Source organism: Pontibacter oryzae (assembly GCF_003576375.1).
Taxonomy (GTDB): Bacteria; Bacteroidota; Bacteroidia; order Cytophagales; family Hymenobacteraceae; genus Pontibacter; species Pontibacter oryzae.
Window position 1 is genome coordinate 123,530 of sequence record NZ_QWGE01000002.1, and the last position, 23,808, is coordinate 147,337.

Sequence of the window (23,808 nt, forward strand, 5' to 3'; positions counted from 1 at the left end):
AAATGAAAAAGCCCGCTTTGGTAGCGGGCTTATGTGCTAAAGTTCTAAACGTGGGTCAGAGTCGAGTATGATGCGGTCGCGTTCCATTTCCATGCGCTGCCTGCGCCGCTCGCGCTTCTCGCTCCCAAAAAGCTCGCGCAAGCTGTCAAAGCGCTTGGTGTGCAACAAGCTGATACTCTGGCTTTGCGTGATGCGCTGGGTATAAATATTTGGTGTGGAGTTGTACTCTAGTCGCGCGCGCAGCTCACCAGTTTGGGAAATGTAATAGTCCAGCAACCAGTCGCCTACATAGGCATTTCCGGTGACATCGTCGGATGTCCCCCCAAAGCCTGTTTCGTTGGTAACGCGCAGCCTGCCCTGGAAGAACGTATAACTCAGGCGCACCTGGAGCGAGGCCAGGGCATCTTGGCCGAGGTTTCCGAGCCCGATGTCTACTTCCAGGTTACTGTCTATACTATTAAAGAAGTTGTTCAGCTGGCTGGAAAGCAAACTGCCCAAGCTGCCACCCACGGCACCCGCACCCACGCTGCTATCAAAGGCAAGCGTGCCTTGCGGAGACAGGCGTTGAAGAACAAGCAGGCTGAATACCTGTCTGTTCAGTTCGCTTTCATCGCTCTTTATAGAGTTAATGAGCGAGTATTGTGAGGTTTGCACCTCCTGCGGCAGCTGATCGAAGCTTAGCCCGAGCTGAATTTGAGGCGTAAGCAATGGGCCGTTCAAGTCTATGACAGCCGTAACAGGATAGCGGCCCGATACATCTGACTGGCTCCCCGACAGCCCACTAAACGACGTAAGCTGGGTATAATTCGCGGTGATATCCATGACGCCGGCCGTTGGGTCACCGTTCCAGGTAATGGTGCCGCCTGGTACAACCCTGAACTCCTTAGATACCAGACCTTCCAGCAGGTTCAGGTTGTAAGCTCCCTGGGTTATTTCGAAGGTGCCAAACATGTTGAAGTCTCCGCGTGTGTCGATCGTCATTTGGATGTCGCCGTTGCCGGTTCCCCGGATCACGTCTCCTGTAGTGCGATCAATGATGATTTCAAAGTATGCGTCATCCGTCACATCCAGGTTAAAGTCCAGGTTTATTCCGGAAAGGTCAATGGCTGTGTTTTCAGCGGCTATCTCCACACCGGTGCTATCGCCTTGGTTGCGGTTCACGAACTTGATAAAGTCTTTGCGTGCCACGTCGGTCTGGTAATCAAGTGGGAGCACAATGCGCGTATTGTCTTCGCTGCGGGCATCTACCTTTACCTTAAGGTTCTCGGTTGGGCCCAGCACGCTAGCGGTGCCGGTAGCGAAAGCAGTCCCATAAAAGAGCTCGTTCTGATCTTCTGTGGTGTTAAGCACCATAAAGTTGCGGTAGCGTGCTTCCAGGTCTATCACCATATCCCGGAAACCGTCGTGGGTAATTCCGCCGCTAACGGTGGCGCGGTTGCCATAGAGGTCTTGTAACTGCGCGTTTCTGAAACTGATGCTGTTTGGGCCAAAGTATACCCGATCGCTGAAGCGGTAGGCGGTATTAAGGTAATCAAAGGTAAACTGACCATCTGATACCATTACCGAACCCTTGAGCACTGGGTAAGAAAGGCTGCCAAGTATACGAATCCTGCCCTCCATGGAGCCATCCAGGTCAGAGAACAAGCCTCGGAGCACAGGCTCTACCAATTTCATGTTAGCTTGGTCCATAACGGCAAGCAGGTCCAATTGGTCGTCTTGCGCCTGTGGGTAATAGTTTCCGGAAACAGAAAGCACTTTTTTACTGTCTCGCTCGATGCCAATATCAACTACAGCCTGGCTGTTGGCTTTGCTCCAGTCTGTTTTGCCCGATATATTTCCAATAAATACCTGATCGAGGTAAAAGGAGTCGACTTGCATGGCTGCGGTTACCTTTGCCTGGTTGTAGATGTCCTGCGCTGTGAGTTCTGCCGTTAAATCGCCGGCGATTTTCATGGAGAGGAGCGGGTTAAGGTTGCGCAGGTCGAAGTTTTCAACGTTTAGGAGCAACTTACTTTGAGGATCGTCTGAGATTGTGCCTTCCGCTCGAATAACCTGGTTTTGGTTAGTTAAGGCAAAGTTTTCGAACTGCAGGTTTTTTCCAGCTTCGCTTATATAGATGGTGTTGCCAGGCACAAAAGCCCAAGGGTTTTGCTGTAGCGTAATATTCGACTCATCAAAAACGATCTGCAGCTGGTTTTGCAAAAAATTAAGGTCACCGGTTATTAAGGCCCGGTTATTTTGCTCGGGTTGGCGAATGCTGGTAGAAAACTGAATGGTGCGCTCACTCCAGATTCCCTCCAGGAAAAAGTTTTGCGTGTTCCCGGCTCCGGGCAGCATCTGCTTTTGCGAGGTAAACAATGCGGCTGCCAGCACGTCCGGGCTCTGCTGTATCTTAGAGGTATTGATCTCAATGGCGTTGCCATAAAGCTGGTAATCCTGGTATTGAATAGTGTCAATGTCTGCGTAGAGCTCAAGTATAGCTGTAACGCCGTGGCGAAACGAGCCTTCCACAGTGGAGTAGTCAGAGATTTTTAGGTCTGGCAGTATCAGGTTAATTAGAGGGTTAACCTTTTTCAGCTGCAAAGTATAGTTCATGGCGTAATCATTAACGCCTGTGTCTGCTTTTCGGCTGTAGTACGCTGCTGTGGCAGCCTGATTGCTTTCGAAGTTAAGCTTGTACTCCTGCACCAGTTCCCGCAGGTCAGCGAATAAGGTAGAGTAATCAAAGTTTCCCTTTACCTGGAGTGCCAATTGATCCGATGACAAGTATAAGGCACGCTGTCCGGCATCAATTTCGGAAAGGATTTGTAGCGAGTCGATTGGCAGCTGGTTGCCATTGTAGCTAACATAAGCACTATCGAAGCGAGCGGCTCCTTCAAAATCATCCAGCCGGAGGCCCTTAAAATCAAGGTTGGCTTTAGCCCGAATAATGATAGGCTGCTGCGTCAGTTTTAGTGCCTGCAAGTCTACACGCTTCAGGTTGGCTACCATGTTAAATGCCTTAAGCTGCTCTGCCAGGTTTACTTCTCCTTGGGCGCTGAAGATAAGGTTAGGGTCATTGGCTGAAATCTCACCGGTGAAGACCTGCGATTTAAGCGTGCCATCAGCCTTGATGTTTCTGTAGTCATAACCCAGGAGCTGCAGTTGGTCTATGGTAACATCAGCCTTTACATTGGCGTTTTTTAGCGTAAAACCAGAGCCTTCCAGGCGGCCACTCATTGATATTGTCTTAATTCTGTTCTCAATGTTGAGCAGCCTGCCGATGTTAAAGCCACGCGTCGTCATAAAGCCACTGTAAGACGAGGCTCGGGTATTGTCGTCTATTTTCAGGTTGATGTCTGACTTCAGGTTGCCAAGCGCCGTAACGAAATCGCCATTGGCCACAAAGTCGTTATAAAAACCCAGAAAGCGGCCTTCCAGCGATACAGTGCCAAGCCTGGCCGCTATCTCATAGGCATCTTTGGGCAGGAAATGCCGTAGGTCCCTGGCATTGATCGTGGATGGCTTCAGGCGCAAATTTGCAAACGTTTCTTCCGCATTCGGCAGTCCGTCAGCGCTTACGCTCCCAACGATGTGGGTGTCGTTTCCATACTCCAGGTCCACGTTCTTTGCCTTAAAATCTTTCACCTTGCCCTCCAGAGTGAGCGAGTTTATCTGCAGGCTATCCTGGTACTCGTATAGCTGCGGCGCAAAAACAGCGATATCCTGTGCATATAAGGTGGCATTTTGGATATCGGCCGTCATGGTAACACTGTCTATAAACTCAGTAAAGTCACTGAACGTGCTGTAATCAAACCGGACGTAGTTTTGCAGGTTACTTTTATTAAGCCGCAGGTCCAGGGCATCCCACTCCCAAAACGTGGCGGCGTAACTCATGCGCGTATCCAGGTTATGCAGTTTGGTGTTGGAGCGGGTTTCATGTGCCTGCAGCCCCGACACATTTACCCGGATGGTATCCTCCAGCTGAATCTCGTTAAAGCGCCCGTTCAGGTTTGTGAGCGATAAATGGCTGTAGTCCATACCTTGCTCAGCGCGCGGCTTATTAAAATCGTCGTAAGTGAATTGGCCGTTCTTTATAATGAGCTCGCCGACCTGAAAGTTAAAGGGCGTGGAGGGCTTGGTGGTGTCGCGCACGAACAGCTCGCCGAGCGCACCGAAGAAGCTGCTCATGTTCAGGGTGTCGCTGCCTGCATACTTCACCAGGTTTGCCCGGGGCGTTTCAAGCTCCAGCGTGCTGATGGAAAGGTCGTTCGGTGAGAAGATGGAGAAGGCGTCGATGGTGGCGTCGGTGCGGCCAACGTAAAACAGCTCGTTGTTGCGGTTATCCAGCACTTGCAGCTGCTCAAGTATAACGTGGCTGAAAAACTCGATGTCCACGCGCCCGATCGTGACCTGGTGCTGGGTGGCCTCGGAGAGGTAGGCCGCCACGCGCTGCGCCACCTTTGTTTGCACCGATGGGAAGCGAATTGCTACAAAAATACCGGCAAACAGCAGTAAAAGGAACAGGAACAGCCCCAAAACTATTTTTAGAATAGCTTTTCCTATAACTTTGAAGTAATTTATTGACTGTTCTTTTTCCAAAAATGACTGAACCTACAATCTTAGCGATAGAATCTTCGTGCGACGAAACCTCGGCCGCGGTTATCCGTGGGGGTAAGGTGTTGTCTAACATCGTAAACACACAAGCCGTGCACGAACAGTACGGTGGCGTGGTGCCGGAGCTAGCCTCAAGGGCGCACCAGCAGAATATTATACCAGTTGTTGCTCAGGCCTTGCTTACGGCAAATGTAGAAAAAAGTGAGCTAAATGCAGTTGCCTTTACACGCGGCCCCGGCCTTTTAGGTGCACTGCTGGTTGGCTGCTCGTTTGCCAAGTCGTTTGCGCTCGGTTTAAACATCCCTCTTATAGAGGTAAATCACATGCAGGCGCATATTCTGGCGCATTTTATTGATGAGCCCAAGCCGCAGTTTCCGTTTCTCTGCTTAACCGTGAGTGGCGGCCATACCCAGATCGTGCTGGTAAAAGACCACCTGGACATGGAGATTATCGGGCAAACCACCGATGATGCCGTGGGCGAAGCCTTCGACAAGACCGCCAAAATGCTTGGACTGCCGTACCCGGGCGGGCCGATGCTGGATAAGATGGCCGCGCAGGGCAACCCCGATGCCTTTGCCTTTCCGGTGGGTAACATGCCGGAGTATAATTACTCGTTCAGTGGCCTCAAGACCTCGGTATTATACTTCCTCAGAGATAAAACAAAGGAGAACCCAGACTTTGTTCAGCAAAACCTAGCCGATATTTGCGCCAGTGTACAGAAAACCTTGATCAAAACCTTGCTAAAAAAACTGGTGATGGCCTCCAAGGATCTGGGCATTCGCGAGATTGCCATTGCAGGCGGCGTATCGGCCAACTCGGGGCTGCGTAAAACATTGCAGGAGTATGCCGGTAAGTATAACTGGAATGTGTATATCCCTGCCTTTCAGTATTGCACCGATAATGCAGGTATGATTGCTATTGCTGCTCACTATCAGTATCTTAAAGGAGATTTTGCCACGCAGTATGTGAGCCCCGAGCCAAGGCTGAAGTTTTAATGGTTGGTTGTTTGTAGTTACTTGATAGCTTGGTAAATTAAGCGGCCATTTCAGCTCAGCATATTCAGTTTATACTTTTACGGAAGAAGTATGAAAGTCAACAAGCAGCAATCAGAAAACAAGAGGCTTAAAATAGGCGACACACGCACGTATGTAAAGCAGGTAACTGCCGCAGACTTTGCCCGTTTTGAGGATGGCCTGGTGCATGCCGTTTGCTCTACCTTCTCGCTGGCGCAGGCCGCTGAATGGGCTGGCCGCCTGTTTGTGTTGGATATGAAAGTAGCGGATGAGGAGGGAATAGGCACTTTTCTGACAATCAACCACAAAGGTCCTGCGTTTGAAGGCGAGGAGATCGAGATTGTTGCCACGCTGCAAAAGTGTGAAGGCAACGAGGTAGTATGCAGGTTTGTGGCCAGGGTAGGCGAGCGGCTGGTGGCTGACGGAGAAACAGGGCAGAAAATTTTGAAAAAAGAAAAACTAGCCAAAATTTTGGCGCCGAAGAAAGTATAAATGGCAAAAGATAAAGACAGAATAAAGAAGCACGTGAACATCGTGAACCGCAAGGCCTCCTTCGAGTTTCAGTTTATTGATAAGTATACCGCAGGCGTGATGCTGAAAGGGACGGAAATTAAATCGATACGTGAGGGCAAGGTAAACATGCAGGATGGCTACTGTGTATTTACAAACGGTGAGCTATGGCTGCACAACCTGCACATTGCCACCTACACCGAAGGCACGCACTATAACCACGAGCCCATGCGCGCGCGCAAGTTGCTCCTGAATAAGAATGAGCTGCGCAAACTAGAGCGCGGTACCGAAGAGCAGGGTGTAACTATTATCCCAACACGCGTGTTCGTAAACGACCGTGGCTTTGCTAAAGTAGAGATTGCACTGGCGCGCGGTAAAAAGCTGTACGACAAGCGACAAGACATCAAAGAAAAAGACGTAAAACGCGAAATGGCCCGAAGCGGGTTTTAGGTTCAATGTGTGAATGAGTGGATGAGTGATTGTGTGAATGAGGGGACGTAATTCTTTGTCTTGTTTCTGTAGAGATGGATCAGCTTCATACTAATTTCAGGTACGGTAACTTTCAGACCTCACGACTAAATCACACAATCACTCATCCACTCATTCGCCATATCACTCACTCATTCGCACATCCACTCATTCAAAATTAACCACATGGAATACGGTATAGGCATGTTAAGCGTGGTGCCCATGCGCGCGCATACTTCGGATAAGGCTGAGATAGTGACGCAGCTTGTTTTTGGCGAGTGCTACGAGATTGTGGGGCAGGATGCCAATTGGCTGCAGATCGAGTTGGCCGCCGATGGCTATACAGGCTGGATCGATTTTAAGCAACATACACCGGTTTCAGAAACATACTTCCGCGAGTGGAAAGAAGCCCGCCACCCACGTGGCACCGAGCTGTTGCGATTCGTAGAAACTCCGGAGCAGCGTATTCCGGTTGGTCTGGGCAGCTACCTGCCTTTCTTCGATGGGGAAGCCATTCGCGTAAACGATGAGCGCTATTCGTACAGTGGCCAGGCATCCGACCCAAACGTAAAACCCGGTTTGCCATACTTGCTTGAGATTGCAAAGCTTTACCTGAAAGCGCCCTACTTGTGGGGCGGTAAATCCGTGTTCGGGATCGATTGCTCAGGCTTTACGCAGCAGGTTTTCGGAATTTGCGGCTACCAGCTGCCACGGGATGCGTACCAGCAGGTAGAGCACGGCCAGGAGGTGCACTTCGTAACGCAGGCACAGCCCGGCGACCTGGCTTATTTTTCTAACGAAGAAGGCAGGATCATTCATGTGGGCATTGTGCTCGAAGATCAGAAAATCATACATGCGCACGGCGAGATCCGAATCGATACCCTGGACCACAACGGAATTTACAATGCCACCCGCAAGTACTACTCCCATAACCTGCGCATAATTAAACGGGTTGAGTTATAAAACCTGCTGATTTCTTTGAACTTACGCTATATAGTGGCGGTTAAATCCGTAGAAGCTTAGCGTAAGCCCAGAAATCGGCCATGAAAGAAAAAGTCCTTATCCTAAACCAGGATTTCAGCGCCATTGCCGTTTGCACCGTGCAAAAGGCCTTTCTGCTCGTGTACCTTGATAAAGCAGAAATGGTGACGAAATCCGATGGCGCCTTCCTGCACTCTATCAGTGCGGCATACCCTGTGCCATCTGTCATCCGTTTGCAACATTATGTGCACGTGCCATACTACGGCATCTCTCTGAGCAGGCACAACGTAATGCGCCGCGACAATTACAGCTGCCAGTATTGCGGAGCTGTTAAAAATCTGACACTCGATCACCTGCTGCCGCGCTGCCGAGGGGGAGAAACTAAGTGGCAAAACCTAGTGACAGCCTGCTCGCGCTGCAATGCCCGCAAAGGCGACCGAACCCCCGAGGAAGCTGGACTGAAACTGAGTCGGAAACCTACACGCCCATCGCTGCAAACCTTCCTGCAACTGCACCTGAATCCGCATAATAATGACTGGAGAATATACCTTGGTCTGGAAAATTAACTGGATTATACTTCTACTAATAAAATTAGTGAATAATCTATAATTGCCTTGCTATCAGGAATAATTTAGCTGTTAAGTAAATTACAAGATTAAGTATAAAGTTGGCTCGCTGTGGCATACTACAATGTATAGCTGTTACTGCAATAGCGTATGGCAAGCGTCCACTTTATCGTGTTCCAAAACTCTTAAATCTACCAGTTTAAGGGCGGGGACAGCCCTTGGTTTGGTATGCAGCCAGTTTTCAAATTGTTGAAAGTATAGCCTAAGATAAGGCTAGTCATAGAATAGCCATCTCGAATGCATTAGGTGTTACAAGCCCTCTAATAAATTTCATCTGTTTTAAAAGTGATGGCAAAGTGCGATTCAGTCTATTAAAATATACTTTATGGGAAACCCCTTCAGTAGCGCCACTAATTTCTTCCTTGCTCTGGCTTATTTCTTTAAAGTGCTCACCAAAAGCCATTTGTAAAAGTTGCAGAATCTGGTATTTGTAGAATTATTTTCTTAATTTTGCGGTTCATTCGATTGAGTGAGCCTTGGCTTAACCACCAGGGTATGTATAACTAAACCAAACCGGCTACATTGCTCTAAGCCGGTGGCTACTCAAGGGCAATAAAACAATATGAGTAATTCTCCAGAAAATTTCGACTGGGACAAGTTTGAGTCTCAGGGTTTCGGGTCTGGCTACAGCAAAGCTGAGAAAGCCGAAATGGAAAAAATGTATGACGACACCCTGACTACCGTACAGGAGCAGGAGGTTGTTAAAGGAATCGTGGTAGGTATCACTGATCGTGACGTGATCCTGAACATTGGTTTCAAATCTGATGGCTTAGTGGCTGTTTCAGAATTCAGAGATCTGCCTGAGCTGAAAGTTGGCGACGAAGTTGAAGTATTTATCGAAGACCAGGAAGATCCAAACGGTCAGCTTATCTTGTCTCGCAAGAAAGCGAAAATCGTTAGCGCCTGGGCTCGCATTTACGATGCACTTGAGAACGATAACGTTCTTGAAGGCGTGGTTAAGAGAAGAACCAAAGGTGGTCTTATCATGGATATCCATGGTGTGGAGGCCTTCTTGCCAGGATCTCAGATCGACGTTAAGCCGATCCGTGACTTCGACGTGTTCGTAGGCAAGAAAATGGAAGTGAAAGTTGTGAAAATCAACGCCGCTTTCGACAACGTGGTTGTATCTCACAAAGTACTTATCGAGAAAGACCTGGAGCAGCAGCGTGCCGCTATCCTGAACAACCTGGAGAAAGGTCAGGTTCTGGAAGGCGTTATCAAGAACATGACAAACTTCGGTGTGTTCATCGACCTTGGTGGCGTAGACGGTCTGCTTCACATCACAGATATCTCTTGGGGCCGTATCAACCACCCAGAGGAAGTATTGCAGCTTGACCAGAAAGTTAACATCGTTGTTCTTGACTTCGACGAAGACAAGAAGCGTATCTCTCTGGGCATGAAGCAGCTTACACCACATCCGTGGGATGCACTTCCTGCTGAGATCGAGGTTGGCTCTAGAGTTAAAGGTAAAATCGTTAACGTGGCTGACTACGGCGCATTCCTTGAGCTGATGCCAGGCGTTGAAGGTCTGATTCACGTTTCTGAAATGTCATGGTCACAGCACCTGCGCAACCCACAAGACTTCATCAAGCAAGGCGATGAGGTTGAGGCAGTTGTATTGACACTTGACAGAGAAGAGCGCAAAATGTCTCTTGGCATTAAGCAGCTTACTGAAGACCCATGGACGAAAGAAGATGTGTTGACGAAATACGCTATCGGTACGAAACACACTGGTATCGTTCGCAACCTGACAAACTTTGGTCTGTTCCTGGAACTGGAAGAAGGTGTTGATGGTCTGGTACACGTATCTGACCTGTCTTGGACTAAGAAGATCAAGCACCCATCTGAGTTCGTGAAAGTTGGTGAAAACCTGGATGTAGTTGTTCTGGAGCTTGATGTTCCTAACAGAAGACTTGCATTAGGCCACAAGCAACTTGAGGAAAACCCTTGGGATACGTTTGAGTCTGTATTCAACATCGGTTCAGTACACAAAGCTACTGTACTTGAGAAATCAGACAGAGGTGCTACACTGGAGCTGCCTTACGGTATCGAAGGTTTCACTTTCCCTAAAGGTCTGACGAAAGAAGACGGATCTCAGGTGGAAGCCGGCGATACGTTAGAGTTCAGAGTAACTGAGTTCTCTAAAGAAGATCGTAAGATCATCCTTTCGCACACTGCTACGCACACTGAAGTAGAGCCATCTCCGAGAGCGGCAAAAGCTACTAAGAAAGCGGTACCTGCAGGTGAGAAGAAAGAAGCTAGAGCTCCTAAAGTTCAGAAAGAAGCAGATCGCTCTACACTGGGTGACCTGGATGCACTTTCTGCCCTGAAAGAGCAAATGCTTGAGAACGAGAAAGAAGCTGGCGTTAAGAAGTTAGAGGCTGCTGCTGCTAAAAAAGCAAAAGACACTGACACTGAAGGCGAAGCATCTTCTGAAGAAGAAAACAACGCTTAATTATTTAATCTTTAAGCTTGTTATACAACAAGAGGGCCCCGGAGGAATCCGGGGCTTTTTTTGTTTTTCGGCCTCTTCATATTTGCTGTCATAGCATCGGGTTAACGCCCTTAACAGACCATTTCTATACTTTGTCCTGTGGCTTTGCCTTAGCACAACCGTGATAAGCTAGCTTGCAAATTTTATGGTAAAGCGCTTAATGTTATACTCTAAAACCCACAGTCTTAAACACGGTAGATATGTATATGTAATTATGCGAATGGTAACAAAACGTTTACAATTAATTAAAATTAAATATAAATCGTGTTATTTTTTATTAATTGATAATAAATTTCAAAAATAAGTAACAAAATCGTTTTTAATATCTATTCCTTTTGCGTTATTTGGTTATTGTCAACCTAAAACTTAGAACATCGTGTGCGGAATAGTTTGTGCTTTCGACTTAAAAGAGAAATCTGAGGCATTGCGCCCCCAGGTACTAGAAATGGCTAAATGTATACGTCACCGTGGCCCGGACTGGAGTGGTATATACAGCAATAACAAAGCCATACTGGCCCATGAGCGCCTGGCCATTGTAGACCCTACCTCGGGCAAACAGCCCCTATTAAGTGAAGACGGTAATCTGGTGCTGGCAGCTAACGGAGAAATTTATAACCATCTGGAGCTGCGCAAGCAGCTGCGCAAAGAGTATAATTTCCAGACTAAATCCGACTGTGAGGTTATACTTGCCCTCTACAATGAGAAAGGGTCAAAGTTTTTGGATGAATTGAATGGAATATTCGGCTTTGCCATCTATGATATAGAAAACGACGAGTACTTGATTGCCCGCGACCACATGGGCATTATTCCGTTATACATAGGCTGGGACCAGAACGGGACTTTTTACGTGGCTTCAGAGCTTAAGGCGCTGGAAGGAAAGTGCGCTAAAATTGAGCTTTTCCCGCCAGGTCATTACCTGTCAAGCAAAGAGGATGGCTTCCAGAAGTGGTATGACCGCGACTGGATGGAGTATAAGAATGTAGCCGAAAACGAAACGAACATAATTGCCCTGCGCGAGGCGCTGGAGGCAGCCGTGCACCGCCAGTTAATGAGCGACGTGCCCTATGGGGTACTTCTTTCGGGCGGCCTGGACTCTTCCATCACTTCGGCAATCGCTAAAAAGTATGCGAAGAAGCGTATCGAAACCAATGGTGTAGAGCCGGCTTGGTGGCCTCAACTCCATTCATTTGCCATTGGCCTGGAAGGTTCTCCTGATCTTGCAGCGGCGAAAAAAGTGGCGGATCATATTGGCACAGTGCATCACGAAATTAAGTTTACCATCCAGGAAGGCATCGATGCCCTGAAAGATGTGATCTATCATTTAGAAACCTATGATGTTACCACCATTCGGGCTTCAACGCCTATGTACCTGATGGCGCGTGCCATTAAAGCGATGGGCATTAAGATGGTGCTTTCCGGAGAAGGTTCTGATGAGATTTTTGGCGGGTATTTATACTTTCACAAAGCGCCCAACGCGAAGGAGTTTCATGAGGAAACCGTTCGTAAATTAGATAAGCTGCACATGTATGATTGTCTCAGAGCAAACAAATCGCTGTGTGCGTGGGGGATTGAGGGGCGCGTTCCGTTCTTGGATAAGGAATTTATGGATGTGGCGATGCGCATTAACCCGGACGACAAAATGATAAACGGTGAGCGCATGGAGAAGTGGGTGCTGCGCAAGGCCTTTGAAGATTGCCTGCCAGAAAGCGTGGCTTGGCGACAGAAAGAGCAGTTTTCTGATGGCGTAGGATATAGTTGGATCGATATGCTGAAAGAAATGGTAAACGCCAAGGTAAGCGATGAGCAGCTGGCAAATGCCCATTTCCGCTTCCCGATTCAGACACCATCTTCCAAAGAAGAGTATTATTACCGCTCTATCTTCACGGAGCATTTCCCGAGCGATGCAGCGGCACTTTCGGTGCCATCTGTTCCATCGGTGGCATGCAGTACGCCCATAGCGCTGGAGTGGGACGAAGCCTTTAAAAATATGAATGACCCATCAGGTAGGGCAGTTACAAATGTGCATACCGATGCCTATCAGAAAAATAGCATTGAAGAGGTGAGCGTTTAACATAAGATCTCACTAATCACAAAGCCCCCGCAGACCTAGTGTCAGTGAGGGCTTTGAAGTTTATATAGTGTGCTTCCACTATTATAAAGTATATTGCACCCGACATACTACAACCTAAGCTATACTTTCAGTCAAAATTAAGGCAATGCAGGTCAGTTAGTTAAGCTAAACAGACTCCTTTAAAGCGAAAAATAGGTGATTTAAGTTTGACAAGTATGTTTCTGTACGTATATTTGCACTCCAATCGAACAACACGGTAACGTGGCCGAGTGGCTAGGCTCAGCTCTGCAAAAGCTGCTACAGCGGTTCGAATCCGCTCGTTACCTCCAAAACCCGCTAAGTATGCTTAGCGGGTTTTTTGTTTTCAATGGCTGTGGTAGCCCCAACCAATTTCTGCTTCTTTTCTGGTCTAGTCATAATCTTTTGGTACAGGAATCCGTACTCACCATTAACCAAGTCTAGTTCTTAGAACTCAACTTAGGCCATAGTAAATGCCTTTAAAGAACGAAACGTATCCTAGGCTTTATCGTAATCTGTTGATCATAATTGCACCATAACCTAAAAGGTCACTGCGTCTCAGGTATGAGATTTTAATAAAGTGATAGATCATAGCGTCAGAAGTTAAAAAGCATCGCCTACGCATCGAATACAAACCCATGAATATTATAGATTTGCGCATCATGCGCGGACCAAATTACTGGTCGGTAAAGCACCCTAAGCTTGTTGTACTAAAATTAGCACTGGAAGGCCAAAGCCAGAAATTAACCAACGAAGCCCCTCATTTCTTGGCCAGATTACAGAAAATGTTTCCGGGGATGCAAAGCCACCGCGCTGCAGAAGGGGTTGAAGGCGGATTTTTTAAGGCTGTGGAGGAAGGAACCACCTTTGGACATGTAGTACAGCATATCGGCCTGGAACTGCAAACCATGGCAGGGATGGAAAGCGGCTATGGGCGTTGTTATCCTGCCCACGAAGAAGGGCACATGATGGTTGTATTCTCATACCAGGAGGAGCGTGCCGGAGAATACGCGGCTTATGCTGCCGTACGCATCACAAACGCACTCATCAATGCTGAGAAGTATAAACTTAGCGACGATATCCACCGCCTTCACGAAATCAGAGAAGATGAATATTTTGGGCCAAGCACATACTCCATCGTGTCTGAGGCGGTTAGTAGGGGCATACCTTACATCCGGCTGAACCGGCACTCACTCATCCAACTTGGGTATGGCGTGCATCAAAAGCGCATACAAGCTACCATGACGTGCAAAACCGCTTGCTTTGCCGTTGAAATTGCGGGAGACAAGGATGCCACCAAAGCAATACTTGATGAAGCTGGCATTCCGGTACCAAAGGGAACCACGGTTAGCTCGCAGGAAGAGCTGAAGCGCGCTATAAACTGGCTTGGCTACCCTCTGGTGGTGAAACCGCTGGACGGCAACCATGGCAAAGGCGCAACCATAAATATCTCTAACCTAAAAGATGCCCAGCGGGCCTTCACCGAAGCACGTAAATTTTCGCAGCGGGTTATGGTGGAGCAGTTTATTGAGGGTTTTGATTTCCGGATGCTGGTCATTAACGGGAAGTTTGTAGCAGCCGCTAAACGAACGCCAGCTATGGTGACGGGTGATGGAACATCAACTATAAAACAGCTGATAGACAAAGAAAACAAGGATCCGCGCCGTGGTATTGGCCACGAAAAGGTGCTAACCAGAATTAAAATCGACAAGCATACGCGCAGCATCCTTAAAAGCATGAACCTTACAAGCCAGTCTGTGCTGCCAGCCGGGATGCCGCTGTACCTTAAGAGCACAGCCAACATTAGCACAGGTGGCACAGCTACCGATGTAACTGACCTTGTTGACCCTTATAACATCCTGATGGCAGAGCGTATTGCCGGGCTGATCGGTTTGGATGTGTGTGGCATTGATGTAATGACGACGGATATAGCCATTCCGCTAAACGAAGGCCGTGGCGCCGTTCTAGAAGTAAATGCTGCTCCAGGTTTCCGGATGCATATTTCACCAACCTTTGGCTTGCCGCGCAATGTGGCGGAACCAGTGGTTGATATGCTTTTCCCGCATGGCAAGCCAGCCCGCGTGCCAATTATTGCCGTAACGGGCACTAACGGTAAAACCACCACCACACGCTTAATTGCCCACATGGTGAAGCGCAAAGGTTATCAAGTAGGTTACACTACTACAGAAGGCATTTACATACAAGACAAAATGCTGGAGAAAGGCGATACAACGGGATCTTACAGCGCCGAATTCGTACTTAAAGACCCAACCGTGAACTTCGCCGTGCTGGAGTGCGCCAGGGGCGGCCTTCTGCGGTCAGGGCTTGGCTTTGAGCAATGCGATATTGGCATTGTAACCAACGTGAGCTCCGACCACCTGGGCCTACGCGATATTCATACACTGGAAGACCTCGCCAAAGTAAAAGCAGTTATTCCGAAAAGCGTGAACAAAGATGGCTTTGCCGTGCTCAACGCTGACGACGATCTAGTGTATGCCATGGCCAAGGAGGTGGAGTGTAAAGTAGCCTTCTTTAGTATGGACGAGAACAACCCGCGCATACTTAAGCACATTGCCAAAGGCGGCTTGGCAGCTGTGTATGAAAACGGCTATATCTCCATCTTTAAAAACAGCTATAAGATAAGAATAGACCGCGTGGCCGATGTGCCGCTAACCTTTGGTGGAAAGGCCAAGTTTAACATCGAGAACATACTTGCCGCCACCTTGGCTGGTTATATCTCGCATTTTGAAGTGGAGGATATCAAAACCTCACTGCGTACATTTATACCATCACCGAGCAAAACGCCGGGCCGCATGAACCTGTTCAAGTTTCCTAATTTTGAGGTGCTTGTAGACTATGCACATAATGTTGGTGGCCTAAAAGCCATAGGGCAATACATGGATGCACTGGAAGTCACTAAAAAAGTGGGTATTATCGCCGCCGTGGGTGATAGAAGGCTAGAGGACTTTTATGAGATTGGGCAAGTAGCCGGGCAAATTTTTGATGAGGTGATCGTAAGGCTGGATTCTGACCTGCGCGGCAGAACAGCCGAGGAGATTATGGGGCCAGTATTGCAAGGTATAGAGGATGCTGCACCGCACGTCACGGTCAGGCAGATACCGGAGGAGATGCGTGCCATTGCATTTGCCCTGGAACATGCCGAGCCGGGTTCATTCGTGGCAATTTTTACCGAAGACGTGCACGAGTCAGTGAAGATGGTGGAGAGTTTTAAAGTAATTCAGGACCGAAAGGTCTTTGTAGAATAATATTTTCTAACTATTACGTTAGAGTAAATACATGTGAACGATGGACTAATGCCCTTGCCCCAGGTAAGGGCTTTTTTTATACTTTAAAAAATGGGTCTATAGGTTTGCAAGCCGTCCGAAAATAAAAGAGGCTTCCGGACACATGCCCGGAAGCCTCACACTCGGCTAAAAGTGAAATTTATTTCAGAACGAAGGTGGTTTTACCAATCAGGAAACCGTCTGCGTAAAGCTCAATGGTGTGCTGGCCCTTTTTATACTCAGCGTTTTTATCATAAGTGAAGCTAAGTGGCTGCTGCGTGTTATCAAACACAAAATCGCGTTTGGCTGTGAAGTACATGCTCTCTCCATTTATCTGGAATGAACCGGAACCTGTAGAAAGGTTATAAAGTGCCGCCCCATCAGGCTCAATAAGGCGCATATAAACTGTTTTAGGCTCTTTTTTAGCCACATCGTTTTTAGCCAACTTAAAATCCACGCGAATCTTATCGACGCGCTTCGCACGGAACTCGTTATCGTTATCGTCTTTTTCCTTGCCGCGCTGGTTTATAATGTTAACGCTTAAACCCTGCGCTTCCAGGCGAGAGGCTACGCGAACTTTCTCGTTCAGCACCTCATTGTTAGATTTCATGGTTGTGAGGCTGTCGGCCAGGCGCGTTTGTGTGGTTTTAAGGTCAGTGTTCTCAGTAAACAGCACCTCATTATCCTGTTTCAGGCTGGCAATTTGTGAGTCTTTCTCTTTAAGCTGTTGCTCAAAGGCAGAGGCTCTGTCGCGGAAGCGACGCTGGTCGGCAAGGCTGTAGCTTCTGTTTCTGAAGCCGCGCAGTTCGTTCAGGTCAGCAGAGATAGCAGCGATTTTAGATTCCAGTGAGTCGTTTTCCAAGCCCATAGATTGTAACTCCTGGCTTTGGCGCTCAAAATCAGCTTTTAGGGCCTCGTAGACTTTAATCTGGTTTTCAAGCTCGCTGTTTTTAACGTTAATGATCTCGGCCTGCTCCTCAGTCTTCTGCTTTTTCTGATAGTTCATGTAAATCAGAATACCATTAATGCTGATAAGCACCACTAGCAGACCGCCGATTAACAATTTCCGGTTACTTCTGTTTTCAGGAGTATTCGCTGACATAGAGTATTGTGTTTGTTGTTAGATTCGCTTTACTTACTGTTATTAAACTAACACCGCTTAAGCAAGTGTTAGCGAAAAAATCAAATATATAAATTAGAATCTATAATTCTAGATAGATGAACCAAGAATTTACGGCGGAATATTGGCAGCAGCGCTACCAGCAGAACCAGACAGGTTGGGATGTTGGAAGTATAACGCCTCCCTTGCGCGAATATTTTGATCAGCTTGAAAACAGGGACCTGCGCATTTTGATTCCGGGATGCGGCAATGCCTACGAGGCGGAATATCTGTTTAACCAGGGTTTTACAAATGTTTATGTAGCTGATGTGGCTGAAGCGCCTTTGCAAAATTTAGCAGGCCGCGTACCGGGTTTTCCCAAAGATCACCTGCTGCGCCAGGATTTTTTTAGTTTAAGTGGGCATTTTGACCTAATTATGGAACAAACGTTTTTTTGCGCCCTCGAGCCATCGTTGCGGCCTGCCTATGCTAAAAAATGCCATGAGCTGTTGCAGCCAAAAGGTAAGTTAATGGGTTTGCTCTTTGATACAACTTTCGCCAAAGCCGGGCCGCCATTCGGAGGTAACCGCGATGAGTACCGCACATACTTTGCGCCATACTTTGATTTTATACATTTGGATACCGCAACCAACTCCATCCCACCGCGCCAGGGCAGCGAACTATTTATACTTCTGAAGGCAAAAACACAGGAGTAAGCATAGGTTTGCTATTTGAGCAGATAACTGAGCCTGAATTCAAAATTGATATTTAACTTTGCTGGCCCGTAAGGGAAAGTATGAAAGTATAGAAACTATGTTCGAGATACCGAAATTAAAACATACCGATAGCGGAAACTTCTTTCTGATGGCCGGCCCGTGTGCCATTGAAGGCGAAGACATGGCGATGCAAATTGCGGAACGCATTAAAACGATTACCGATAAGCTGCAGGTGCCCTGGATTTTTAAAGGGTCCTACCGCAAAGCCAATCGTTCCAGAATCGATTCTTTTACGGGCATCGGCGATGAAAAAGCGCTTCGTATTCTGGAGAAAGTGGGAAAGGAGTTTGATGTGCCTACTGTAACCGATATCCATGAGTCTAATGAGGCTGCCATGGCCGCTGCGTTTGTGGATGTTTTGCAGATTCCGGCTTTCCTTTGTCGCCAAACCGACCTACTGATTGCCGCTGCAAATACAGGCAAAGTAGTGAACGTTAAAAAAGGGCAATTTCTGTCGGGTAACTCCATGCGTTATGCTGTGGACAAAGTGCGCGAGTCGGGCAACGAAAAAGTGATCCTAACGGACAGAGGGAACAGCTTCGGCTACTCCGACCTGGTAGTGGATTTCCGTAACCTGCCCGAAATGCAGGCAACCGGTGCGCCGGTGGTGATGGACGTAACGCACTCTTTGCAGCAGCCAAACCAAAGCTCTGGTGTTACGGGCGGCAAACCAGCCCTGATCGAAACCATCGCGAAAGCTGCCATTGCAGTTGGTGCCGACGGCCTCTTCATCGAAACCCATCCGCAGCCAAGTATAGCCAAGTCTGATGGCGCGAACATGCTGCCGCTAGATCAACTGGAAGATCTGCTTCAGAAGCTTATCCGCATCCGTCAGGCGGTTAGATAGATATTAGTAGTAGTACTTAGATGTTAGAAAGCGAGAAATGAGAAAATCTAACTACTTACATCTAAGTACTAGCATCTAAAATGCTAATGTAAAATGCTCTTTTGGCTGTTGTTGCCGGAAGAAAACCAAGCCCACAAAGTATAGATCCACGGTTTGGCGCACGTGCGGATGCCGTTTTATCTCGGCCCAGGCCCGCTTCATCCCCGACGACCAGTAAATATCATCCACAACCAGCACACTGCCCTCGTGGCATTTGGTAAGGCAGGCCTCAAAGTAGCGCATGGTTGGCTCGTAGCGGTGGTTACCGTCCAAGAAGGCAAAGTCCAGTTGCTCAAGTTTTGCCAGGGTAGGAGCCAGCGTATCGTCCAGGTTTCCTTCTACCAGGCGAATGTTTGTCAGGCCAAGCTGCTTAAAGTTCTCCCGGGCCACCTGCGCAATGTTGGGGCATCCTTCAAAAGTATAAACCTGAGCATTTTGGCGGGCCGCTGCCAGGTAGCTGGTGGAAAGGCCCAAAGAGGTGCCGAGCTCAAGGATGGTTTGGGGCTGAAAATAATTGGCTAGCCTAAAAAGCAGTTGCCCATACTTTGCTGGCTTAGCCGATGTGGCGGCAATATCCTTTACTTTGCGCGTTTTGCTTTTTATACTTCTGGAGCCGGCGCCAAGGTCTGTCAGGCTAAGCTGGCGGTTGTCCTGCAGTAGTTTATCGCGCAGGCTTTCTACGTTGTGGTAAGCCAGGTAATCGCCGGTGTGGTGGATAACATGGTTAAAAAGATCGAAAACGAACGGGGAGTGCACGCCGTGCAGCTTAATGGCACGCAACCTATAAAGCAGGTAGTCAGCGGCTAAACGGATGTATGACACAATTATAAATTGGGTAGATAAAGCAAGAGCAGAAGGATGGCTTGGGCTAAAGTATAAATGCCCCAAGCCATATTTAATTGAGTTTGTAAGGCACCACCAGCGTAAACTCCGGAATGTTAGCTTCAAACTGGCGGCCGTCCACGAGTCGCTCCATTAAATAAGTGCCGCGCATCTTGCCAATGCCGGTTTTCAGGTTGCAGCCCGAAACATACTCATGTACTTCGCCAGGCTCCAGCACGGGTTGTTGCCCTACTACGCCTTCTCCCTCCACTTCGCGAACCACACCAGTGGCATCGTGTATGTACCAATGGCGGCGCAGCAGTTTTACCGTAAACTCGCTGTTATTTTCTATCTTTATTCTATACGCAAAAACAAAGTGCTGCTGCACCGGGCTAGAGTAGTCCGGGAGGTAATTGGTCGTAACCGTTACTTTTACACCTTCAGTTGTTTTTGTATCCATGTTCCAGAGTTTTTTGTATACTTAGAAACCTTGAGAAGCGCCTGCCGCTATATACGGCGCAGGTCTCTTTAAATCGTACCCACAAAGCCTAACTAACCCATGAATGTAAAGATAGAAGAAAGCTGGCAAAATGTCTTGCAAGATGAATTTGAAAAGCCATATTTTAAAAACCTGGTATCTTTTGTAAAGGACGAATATACAACCCAGAAAGTTTACCCCCCCGGCAGCCAGATTTTTAGCGCTTTTGAGTTTTGCCCTTTCAATAACGTAGAAGTTGTTATACTTGGCCAGGATCCTTACCACGGGCCAAAGCAAGCCAACGGCCTTGCTTTCTCTGTCAGCGACGAAGTCCGCACGCCACCTTCGCTGCTCAATATTTTCAAAGAAATTAAAACCGATTTGGGCAAAGATATTCCGGCAACTGGTAACCTGGAACGCTGGGCTAAGCAAGGCGTGCTGCTCCTTAATGCCACCCTTACGGTACGTGCCGGAGATGCAGGTTCGCACCAAAAAAAGGGCTGGGAGGAATTTACCGATGCCGTGGTAAAGAAGGTCAACGACGAAAAGGAGAACGTAGTGTTTATGCTTTGGGGAGCCTATGCCCAGAAAAAAGGCGCTTTTATTGACGAGCGCAAGCACTTGGTTTTAAAGGCCGCGCATCCATCGCCGTTTGCCGCTGATCGTGGTTTTTTCGGTAGCAGGCATTTCAGTAAAGCTAACGAGTACCTGGAAACGCACGGCAAGACAACCATTGCTTGGTAAATGTGATATACTTTTAAGTAATAAGCCAGCTCAACTTCAAACAGAGAGCTGGCTTTTTTGTAGCCTTACTTCAGCTGTTTAGACTTTTGCTGCATAATCTGCTGCACGGGCACATTGGTAATCTTGCTATCCAGCCAGGAAATGATGTCAAGGTATAAAAATGGCCTTTTATACAACGGGTTTGCCGAAATTTTCAGGAGTTTTTCCTTAAGTGCCGCGAAAGCTGCTTTCAGCTCCAGCGGTTTAATATCAGGCAGCTTGCGCAGGAAGTTAAATATAGCCACCTGCATGGGCTGCTGGTCGTTCATTTTGCCTAAAAAGTGGTACACCGATTTTACCTGGTACTCTAGCAGTTCGTCTTTACCGGCCTCGTAATGGGCAATCAGGTTCAAGATGCGGGCAAAGCACTGTATATCCTCTCGCAGGCTGATGTCTTTATAATGTATGATCTTCTCGAGGTAAAGGATCGTGCTTGCATAGTCGCCGCTGCCAAAGTATAAACTCGCGATTTTGTAATAAAACACAAGTTGCCTGTGAGGGTCCAGTTGCTGCTGAAACACGCGCAGGTTTCGCCGGATCTCTGGCACAATCTTTAATCCCTCGGTAAAGCGGCCCTCCATATAGCAGGCGTTAATCTTGTTAGTATAGATATAGAGGAATAGCAGCATCTCGATATTCGGGTTGCTACGCCTGTTTGGGTCAGCGGCGAAGTCTTCGAGCTTTTTCAAGGCATCCTTAAACTTGCTAAAGTATAGCATGCCATACAGGGCCAGTAACAGGTTATGCAGCCCCTTTATGTAATTGGTTGTTTGCTGCTGCTTCATCTGCGGCTCCTCCTCAAACAAATCAACCCACTTTTGCGCGTAACGGTAGCATGCCTTAAAATCCAGCAGGATGTAATGGTACCATACATGCGACTGGTAGTAAGCTAGTTTTTCGGCAAAACCGGCTTCGCGCGGATTTAACTTTGGCACGTTAGCCTTAAAAAATGCCGTTAGTTTGGCACAGTCTTCCGGTGTTCTTGCGTGGCCAAACTTTATGTACAGGCCATACAAGCGCAGCGCCAGGCTGGAGTTATGGTGCAGTCGTTCCAGGTGCTTAACCGTGTCAGTGGCCTCGTTTGTCAGGGTTTCAGCACGGCCTTCTAGGCTTCTGGTAATGTACTGCTGCTCTATCTGCTTTTCAAAATTAATGGCCATCAGCATAACATGCGGAAAAGATGCCTGTTGTGCCGCTACTTTAACCTTTTCCAGCATTTTAAGGCTTTGCTGGTACAAGCCTTTGTTATATAGCACGCGCGCATAATCCAGTTGCTCGTGCAATTGAATATCGGTGTTTTGGCTGGCGTGGTAAAGCCGCAGGCTCGAGAGCAACTGTTTGTACAGGTTGGCCTTCAGGTTGGCAAGCTGTGCCTTTTTTATACTTGGCACCAACTTCATCACTTTCTCCTCATCATACTGCGGCAGGCTGTCTAGGGCATCAAACAGTTGCAGGAACTTAATGTCGCCGTTAGAACCCTGCCGGGTGGCAAACAGCCTGAAATGCCGCTTCTCAGAACGCGCAAGCGACTTTATAAGCTGAAATACAGCATCTGATGAAGCATTAGACATTGTAATAATTGTTTGATTAATATGTTGATATTCAATAATTTATCTAATTAAAAATGCGGGTTAGAAATAGTATTGACTGCAAAAAATTGTTTTTGCCGCTGCACTAAAAGCCGCTACTTGTAATCAAGTTTATATGTAAATGTAGCCCGAAAAGATTTAAAACGGATGTCGGCACACAAAATTCAGATCTTCGATACCACACTGCGCGATGGCGAGCAGGTTCCTGGCTGTAAACTCAACAAGGAGGAAAAGCTGGTAATTGCCCGCCAACTGGAGCTGCTGGGTGTGGATGTAATAGAGGCAGGCTTCCCTATTTCTAGCCCTGGAGACTTTGATGCCGTGTGTGCCATTGCCCGCCAAACGAAGGAGGCAACCGTTTGCGGCTTGTCACGGGCCGTGGAAGAGGATATAAAAGTTGCTGCCGAGGCCCTGCGCGAGGCGCGCTACCCGCGCCTGCACACAGGCATTGGTACCTCAGAATCGCATGTAAGGTATAAACTGCGCGCTACACAGGAGCAAGTGCTGGAGCGCGCCGTGCAGGCCGTGAAGCTGGCCAAGTCTTTTGTGGAAGACGTGGAATTTTACGCCGAGGATGCAGGCCGCACCGATAACGAATTCTTAGCCAGAGTATGCTCAGCGGCGGTAAAGGCAGGAGCCACGGTACTCAACATACCCGATACCACCGGCTATTGCCTGCCGCAGGAGTATGGCGCCAAGATAAAATACCTCTACGAAAACGTAGCAGGCATTGAGCACGCACGGCTTTCTACCCATTGCCACAACGACCTGGGGCTGGCAACCGCCAATTCCATTTCGGGGGCTATTAATGGGGCGAGACAGATAGAGTGCACGATAAACGGGGTAGGAGAGCGTGCCGGAAACACGGCCCTCGAAGAAGTAGTGATGATCATGAAGCAGCACCCATACCTGGGCCTGCATACTTCCATCAACACAGAGCTGCTCTCCGAAACCTCGGCGCTGGTATCGCATATGATGCGCATGCCGGTGCAGCCAAACAAGGCCATTGTGGGCGCTAACGCCTTTTCACACTCGAGCGGTATTCACCAGGATGGCGTGATCAAGAACCGCAGCACCTACGAGATCATCGACCCGAAAGAGGTTGGCGTAGATAGCTCTTCTATTGTGCTAACGGCCCGCTCTGGCAGGGCAGCCCTGGCGTACCGCCTGCAAAAGTTGGGCTATACACTGGAAAAGGAGATGCTTGACATTGCCTATACTTCCTTTCTGTTGGTGGCCGATGTCAAGAAAGAGGTGGAGGATAAGGACCTGCACCAGTTGATTGAAGCGAAAAAATTAAGCGTGGCGAGTTAA

17 protein-coding genes and 1 tRNA gene are annotated in these 23,808 nt (G+C 48.1%); 13 read left to right on the top strand and 5 right to left on the bottom strand.

All coding sequences use genetic code 11. The features are described 5' to 3' along the window. Positions 1-36: 36 nt before the first annotated feature. The gene (locus D1627_RS05390; protein WP_147383222.1) at positions 37-4,518 is read right to left on the bottom strand and encodes a translocation/assembly module TamB domain-containing protein; all 4,482 of its coding nucleotides are present in this window, start codon (positions 4,516-4,518) and stop codon (positions 37-39) included. A gap of 65 nt (positions 4,519-4,583) precedes the next feature. Here D1627_RS05390 and tsaD point away from each other — a divergent pair, with 65 nt between their 5' ends. The 9 genes from tsaD (at position 4,584) to cphA (ending at position 16,043) form a co-directional block, all read left to right on the top strand. Then, positions 4,584-5,591 carry a tRNA (adenosine(37)-N6)-threonylcarbamoyltransferase complex transferase subunit TsaD gene (tsaD, locus tag D1627_RS05395; protein WP_119431226.1) on the top strand — a complete coding sequence of 336 codons (1,008 nt, stop codon included), beginning with the start codon at positions 4,584-4,586 and terminating at the stop codon, positions 5,589-5,591. Between the two features lie 90 nt (positions 5,592-5,681). Further along, the gene (locus D1627_RS05400; protein WP_119431227.1) at positions 5,682-6,101 is read left to right on the top strand and encodes a thioesterase family protein; all 420 of its coding nucleotides are present in this window, start codon (positions 5,682-5,684) and stop codon (positions 6,099-6,101) included. After that, the gene (gene smpB, locus D1627_RS05405; RefSeq protein ID WP_119431228.1) at positions 6,102-6,569 is read left to right on the top strand and encodes an SsrA-binding protein SmpB; all 468 of its coding nucleotides are present in this window, start codon (positions 6,102-6,104) and stop codon (positions 6,567-6,569) included. A 204-nt stretch (positions 6,570-6,773) separates the two neighbouring features. Beyond that, positions 6,774-7,550 (top strand): C40 family peptidase, encoded by a 777-nt coding sequence (locus D1627_RS05410; protein WP_233555522.1) that lies wholly within the window; start codon positions 6,774-6,776, stop codon positions 7,548-7,550. A gap of 80 nt (positions 7,551-7,630) precedes the next feature. Beyond that, entirely contained in the window at positions 7,631-8,134 is a 504-nt protein-coding gene (locus tag D1627_RS05415; RefSeq protein ID WP_119431229.1) for an HNH endonuclease, read from the top strand. A gap of 622 nt (positions 8,135-8,756) precedes the next feature. Next, positions 8,757-10,649: a 30S ribosomal protein S1 gene (gene rpsA / locus D1627_RS05425; RefSeq protein WP_119431231.1), complete on the top strand. Its 1,893-nt coding sequence runs from the start codon at positions 8,757-8,759 to the stop codon at positions 10,647-10,649. A gap of 415 nt (positions 10,650-11,064) precedes the next feature. Continuing rightward, positions 11,065-12,759: an asparagine synthase B gene (gene asnB, locus D1627_RS05430; RefSeq protein WP_119431232.1), complete on the top strand. Its 1,695-nt coding sequence runs from the start codon at positions 11,065-11,067 to the stop codon at positions 12,757-12,759. Positions 12,760-13,014: 255 nt separating this feature from the next. Continuing rightward, positions 13,015-13,088: transfer RNA gene (locus D1627_RS05435), tRNA-Cys, on the top strand. Between the two features lie 327 nt (positions 13,089-13,415). Beyond that, positions 13,416-16,043 (top strand): cyanophycin synthetase, encoded by a 2,628-nt coding sequence (gene cphA, locus D1627_RS05440; protein WP_119431233.1) that lies wholly within the window; start codon positions 13,416-13,418, stop codon positions 16,041-16,043. A gap of 178 nt (positions 16,044-16,221) precedes the next feature. Here the strand turns inward: cphA and D1627_RS05445 are convergent, their stop codons facing one another. After that, a complete protein-coding gene (locus D1627_RS05445; RefSeq protein ID WP_119431234.1) occupies positions 16,222-17,163 on the bottom strand; it encodes a hypothetical protein in 942 nt (313 codons plus the stop codon). Between the two features lie 116 nt (positions 17,164-17,279). Here D1627_RS05445 and D1627_RS05450 point away from each other — a divergent pair, with 116 nt between their 5' ends. Together D1627_RS05450 and kdsA are read left to right on the top strand one after the other, a co-directional pair. Beyond that, positions 17,280-17,876 (top strand): methyltransferase domain-containing protein, encoded by a 597-nt coding sequence (locus D1627_RS05450; protein ID WP_119431235.1) that lies wholly within the window; start codon positions 17,280-17,282, stop codon positions 17,874-17,876. Between the two features lie 97 nt (positions 17,877-17,973). Next, positions 17,974-18,783 carry a 3-deoxy-8-phosphooctulonate synthase gene (gene kdsA / locus D1627_RS05455; protein ID WP_119431816.1) on the top strand — a complete coding sequence of 270 codons (810 nt, stop codon included), beginning with the start codon at positions 17,974-17,976 and terminating at the stop codon, positions 18,781-18,783. Between the two features lie 75 nt (positions 18,784-18,858). On the opposite strand, the gene D1627_RS05460 is transcribed toward kdsA, so the two are convergent. Further along, the gene (locus tag D1627_RS05460) at positions 18,859-19,644 is read right to left on the bottom strand and encodes an O-methyltransferase (protein WP_233555523.1); all 786 of its coding nucleotides are present in this window, start codon (positions 19,642-19,644) and stop codon (positions 18,859-18,861) included. 73 nt (positions 19,645-19,717) lie between these two features. Beyond that, the gene (apaG, locus tag D1627_RS05465) at positions 19,718-20,104 is read right to left on the bottom strand and encodes a Co2+/Mg2+ efflux protein ApaG (protein WP_119431236.1); all 387 of its coding nucleotides are present in this window, start codon (positions 20,102-20,104) and stop codon (positions 19,718-19,720) included. Between the two features lie 99 nt (positions 20,105-20,203). Here apaG and ung point away from each other — a divergent pair, with 99 nt between their 5' ends. Next, a complete protein-coding gene (ung, locus tag D1627_RS05470) occupies positions 20,204-20,866 on the top strand; it encodes a uracil-DNA glycosylase (RefSeq protein ID WP_119431237.1) in 663 nt (220 codons plus the stop codon). Between the two features lie 65 nt (positions 20,867-20,931). Here ung and D1627_RS05475 read toward each other — a convergent pair whose 3' ends face one another. Then, positions 20,932-22,476 (bottom strand): hypothetical protein, encoded by a 1,545-nt coding sequence (locus D1627_RS05475; RefSeq protein WP_119431238.1) that lies wholly within the window; start codon positions 22,474-22,476, stop codon positions 20,932-20,934. A 165-nt stretch (positions 22,477-22,641) separates the two neighbouring features. Here D1627_RS05475 and D1627_RS05480 point away from each other — a divergent pair, with 165 nt between their 5' ends. Beyond that, entirely contained in the window at positions 22,642-23,808 is a 1,167-nt protein-coding gene (locus D1627_RS05480; RefSeq protein ID WP_119431239.1) for a 2-isopropylmalate synthase, read from the top strand.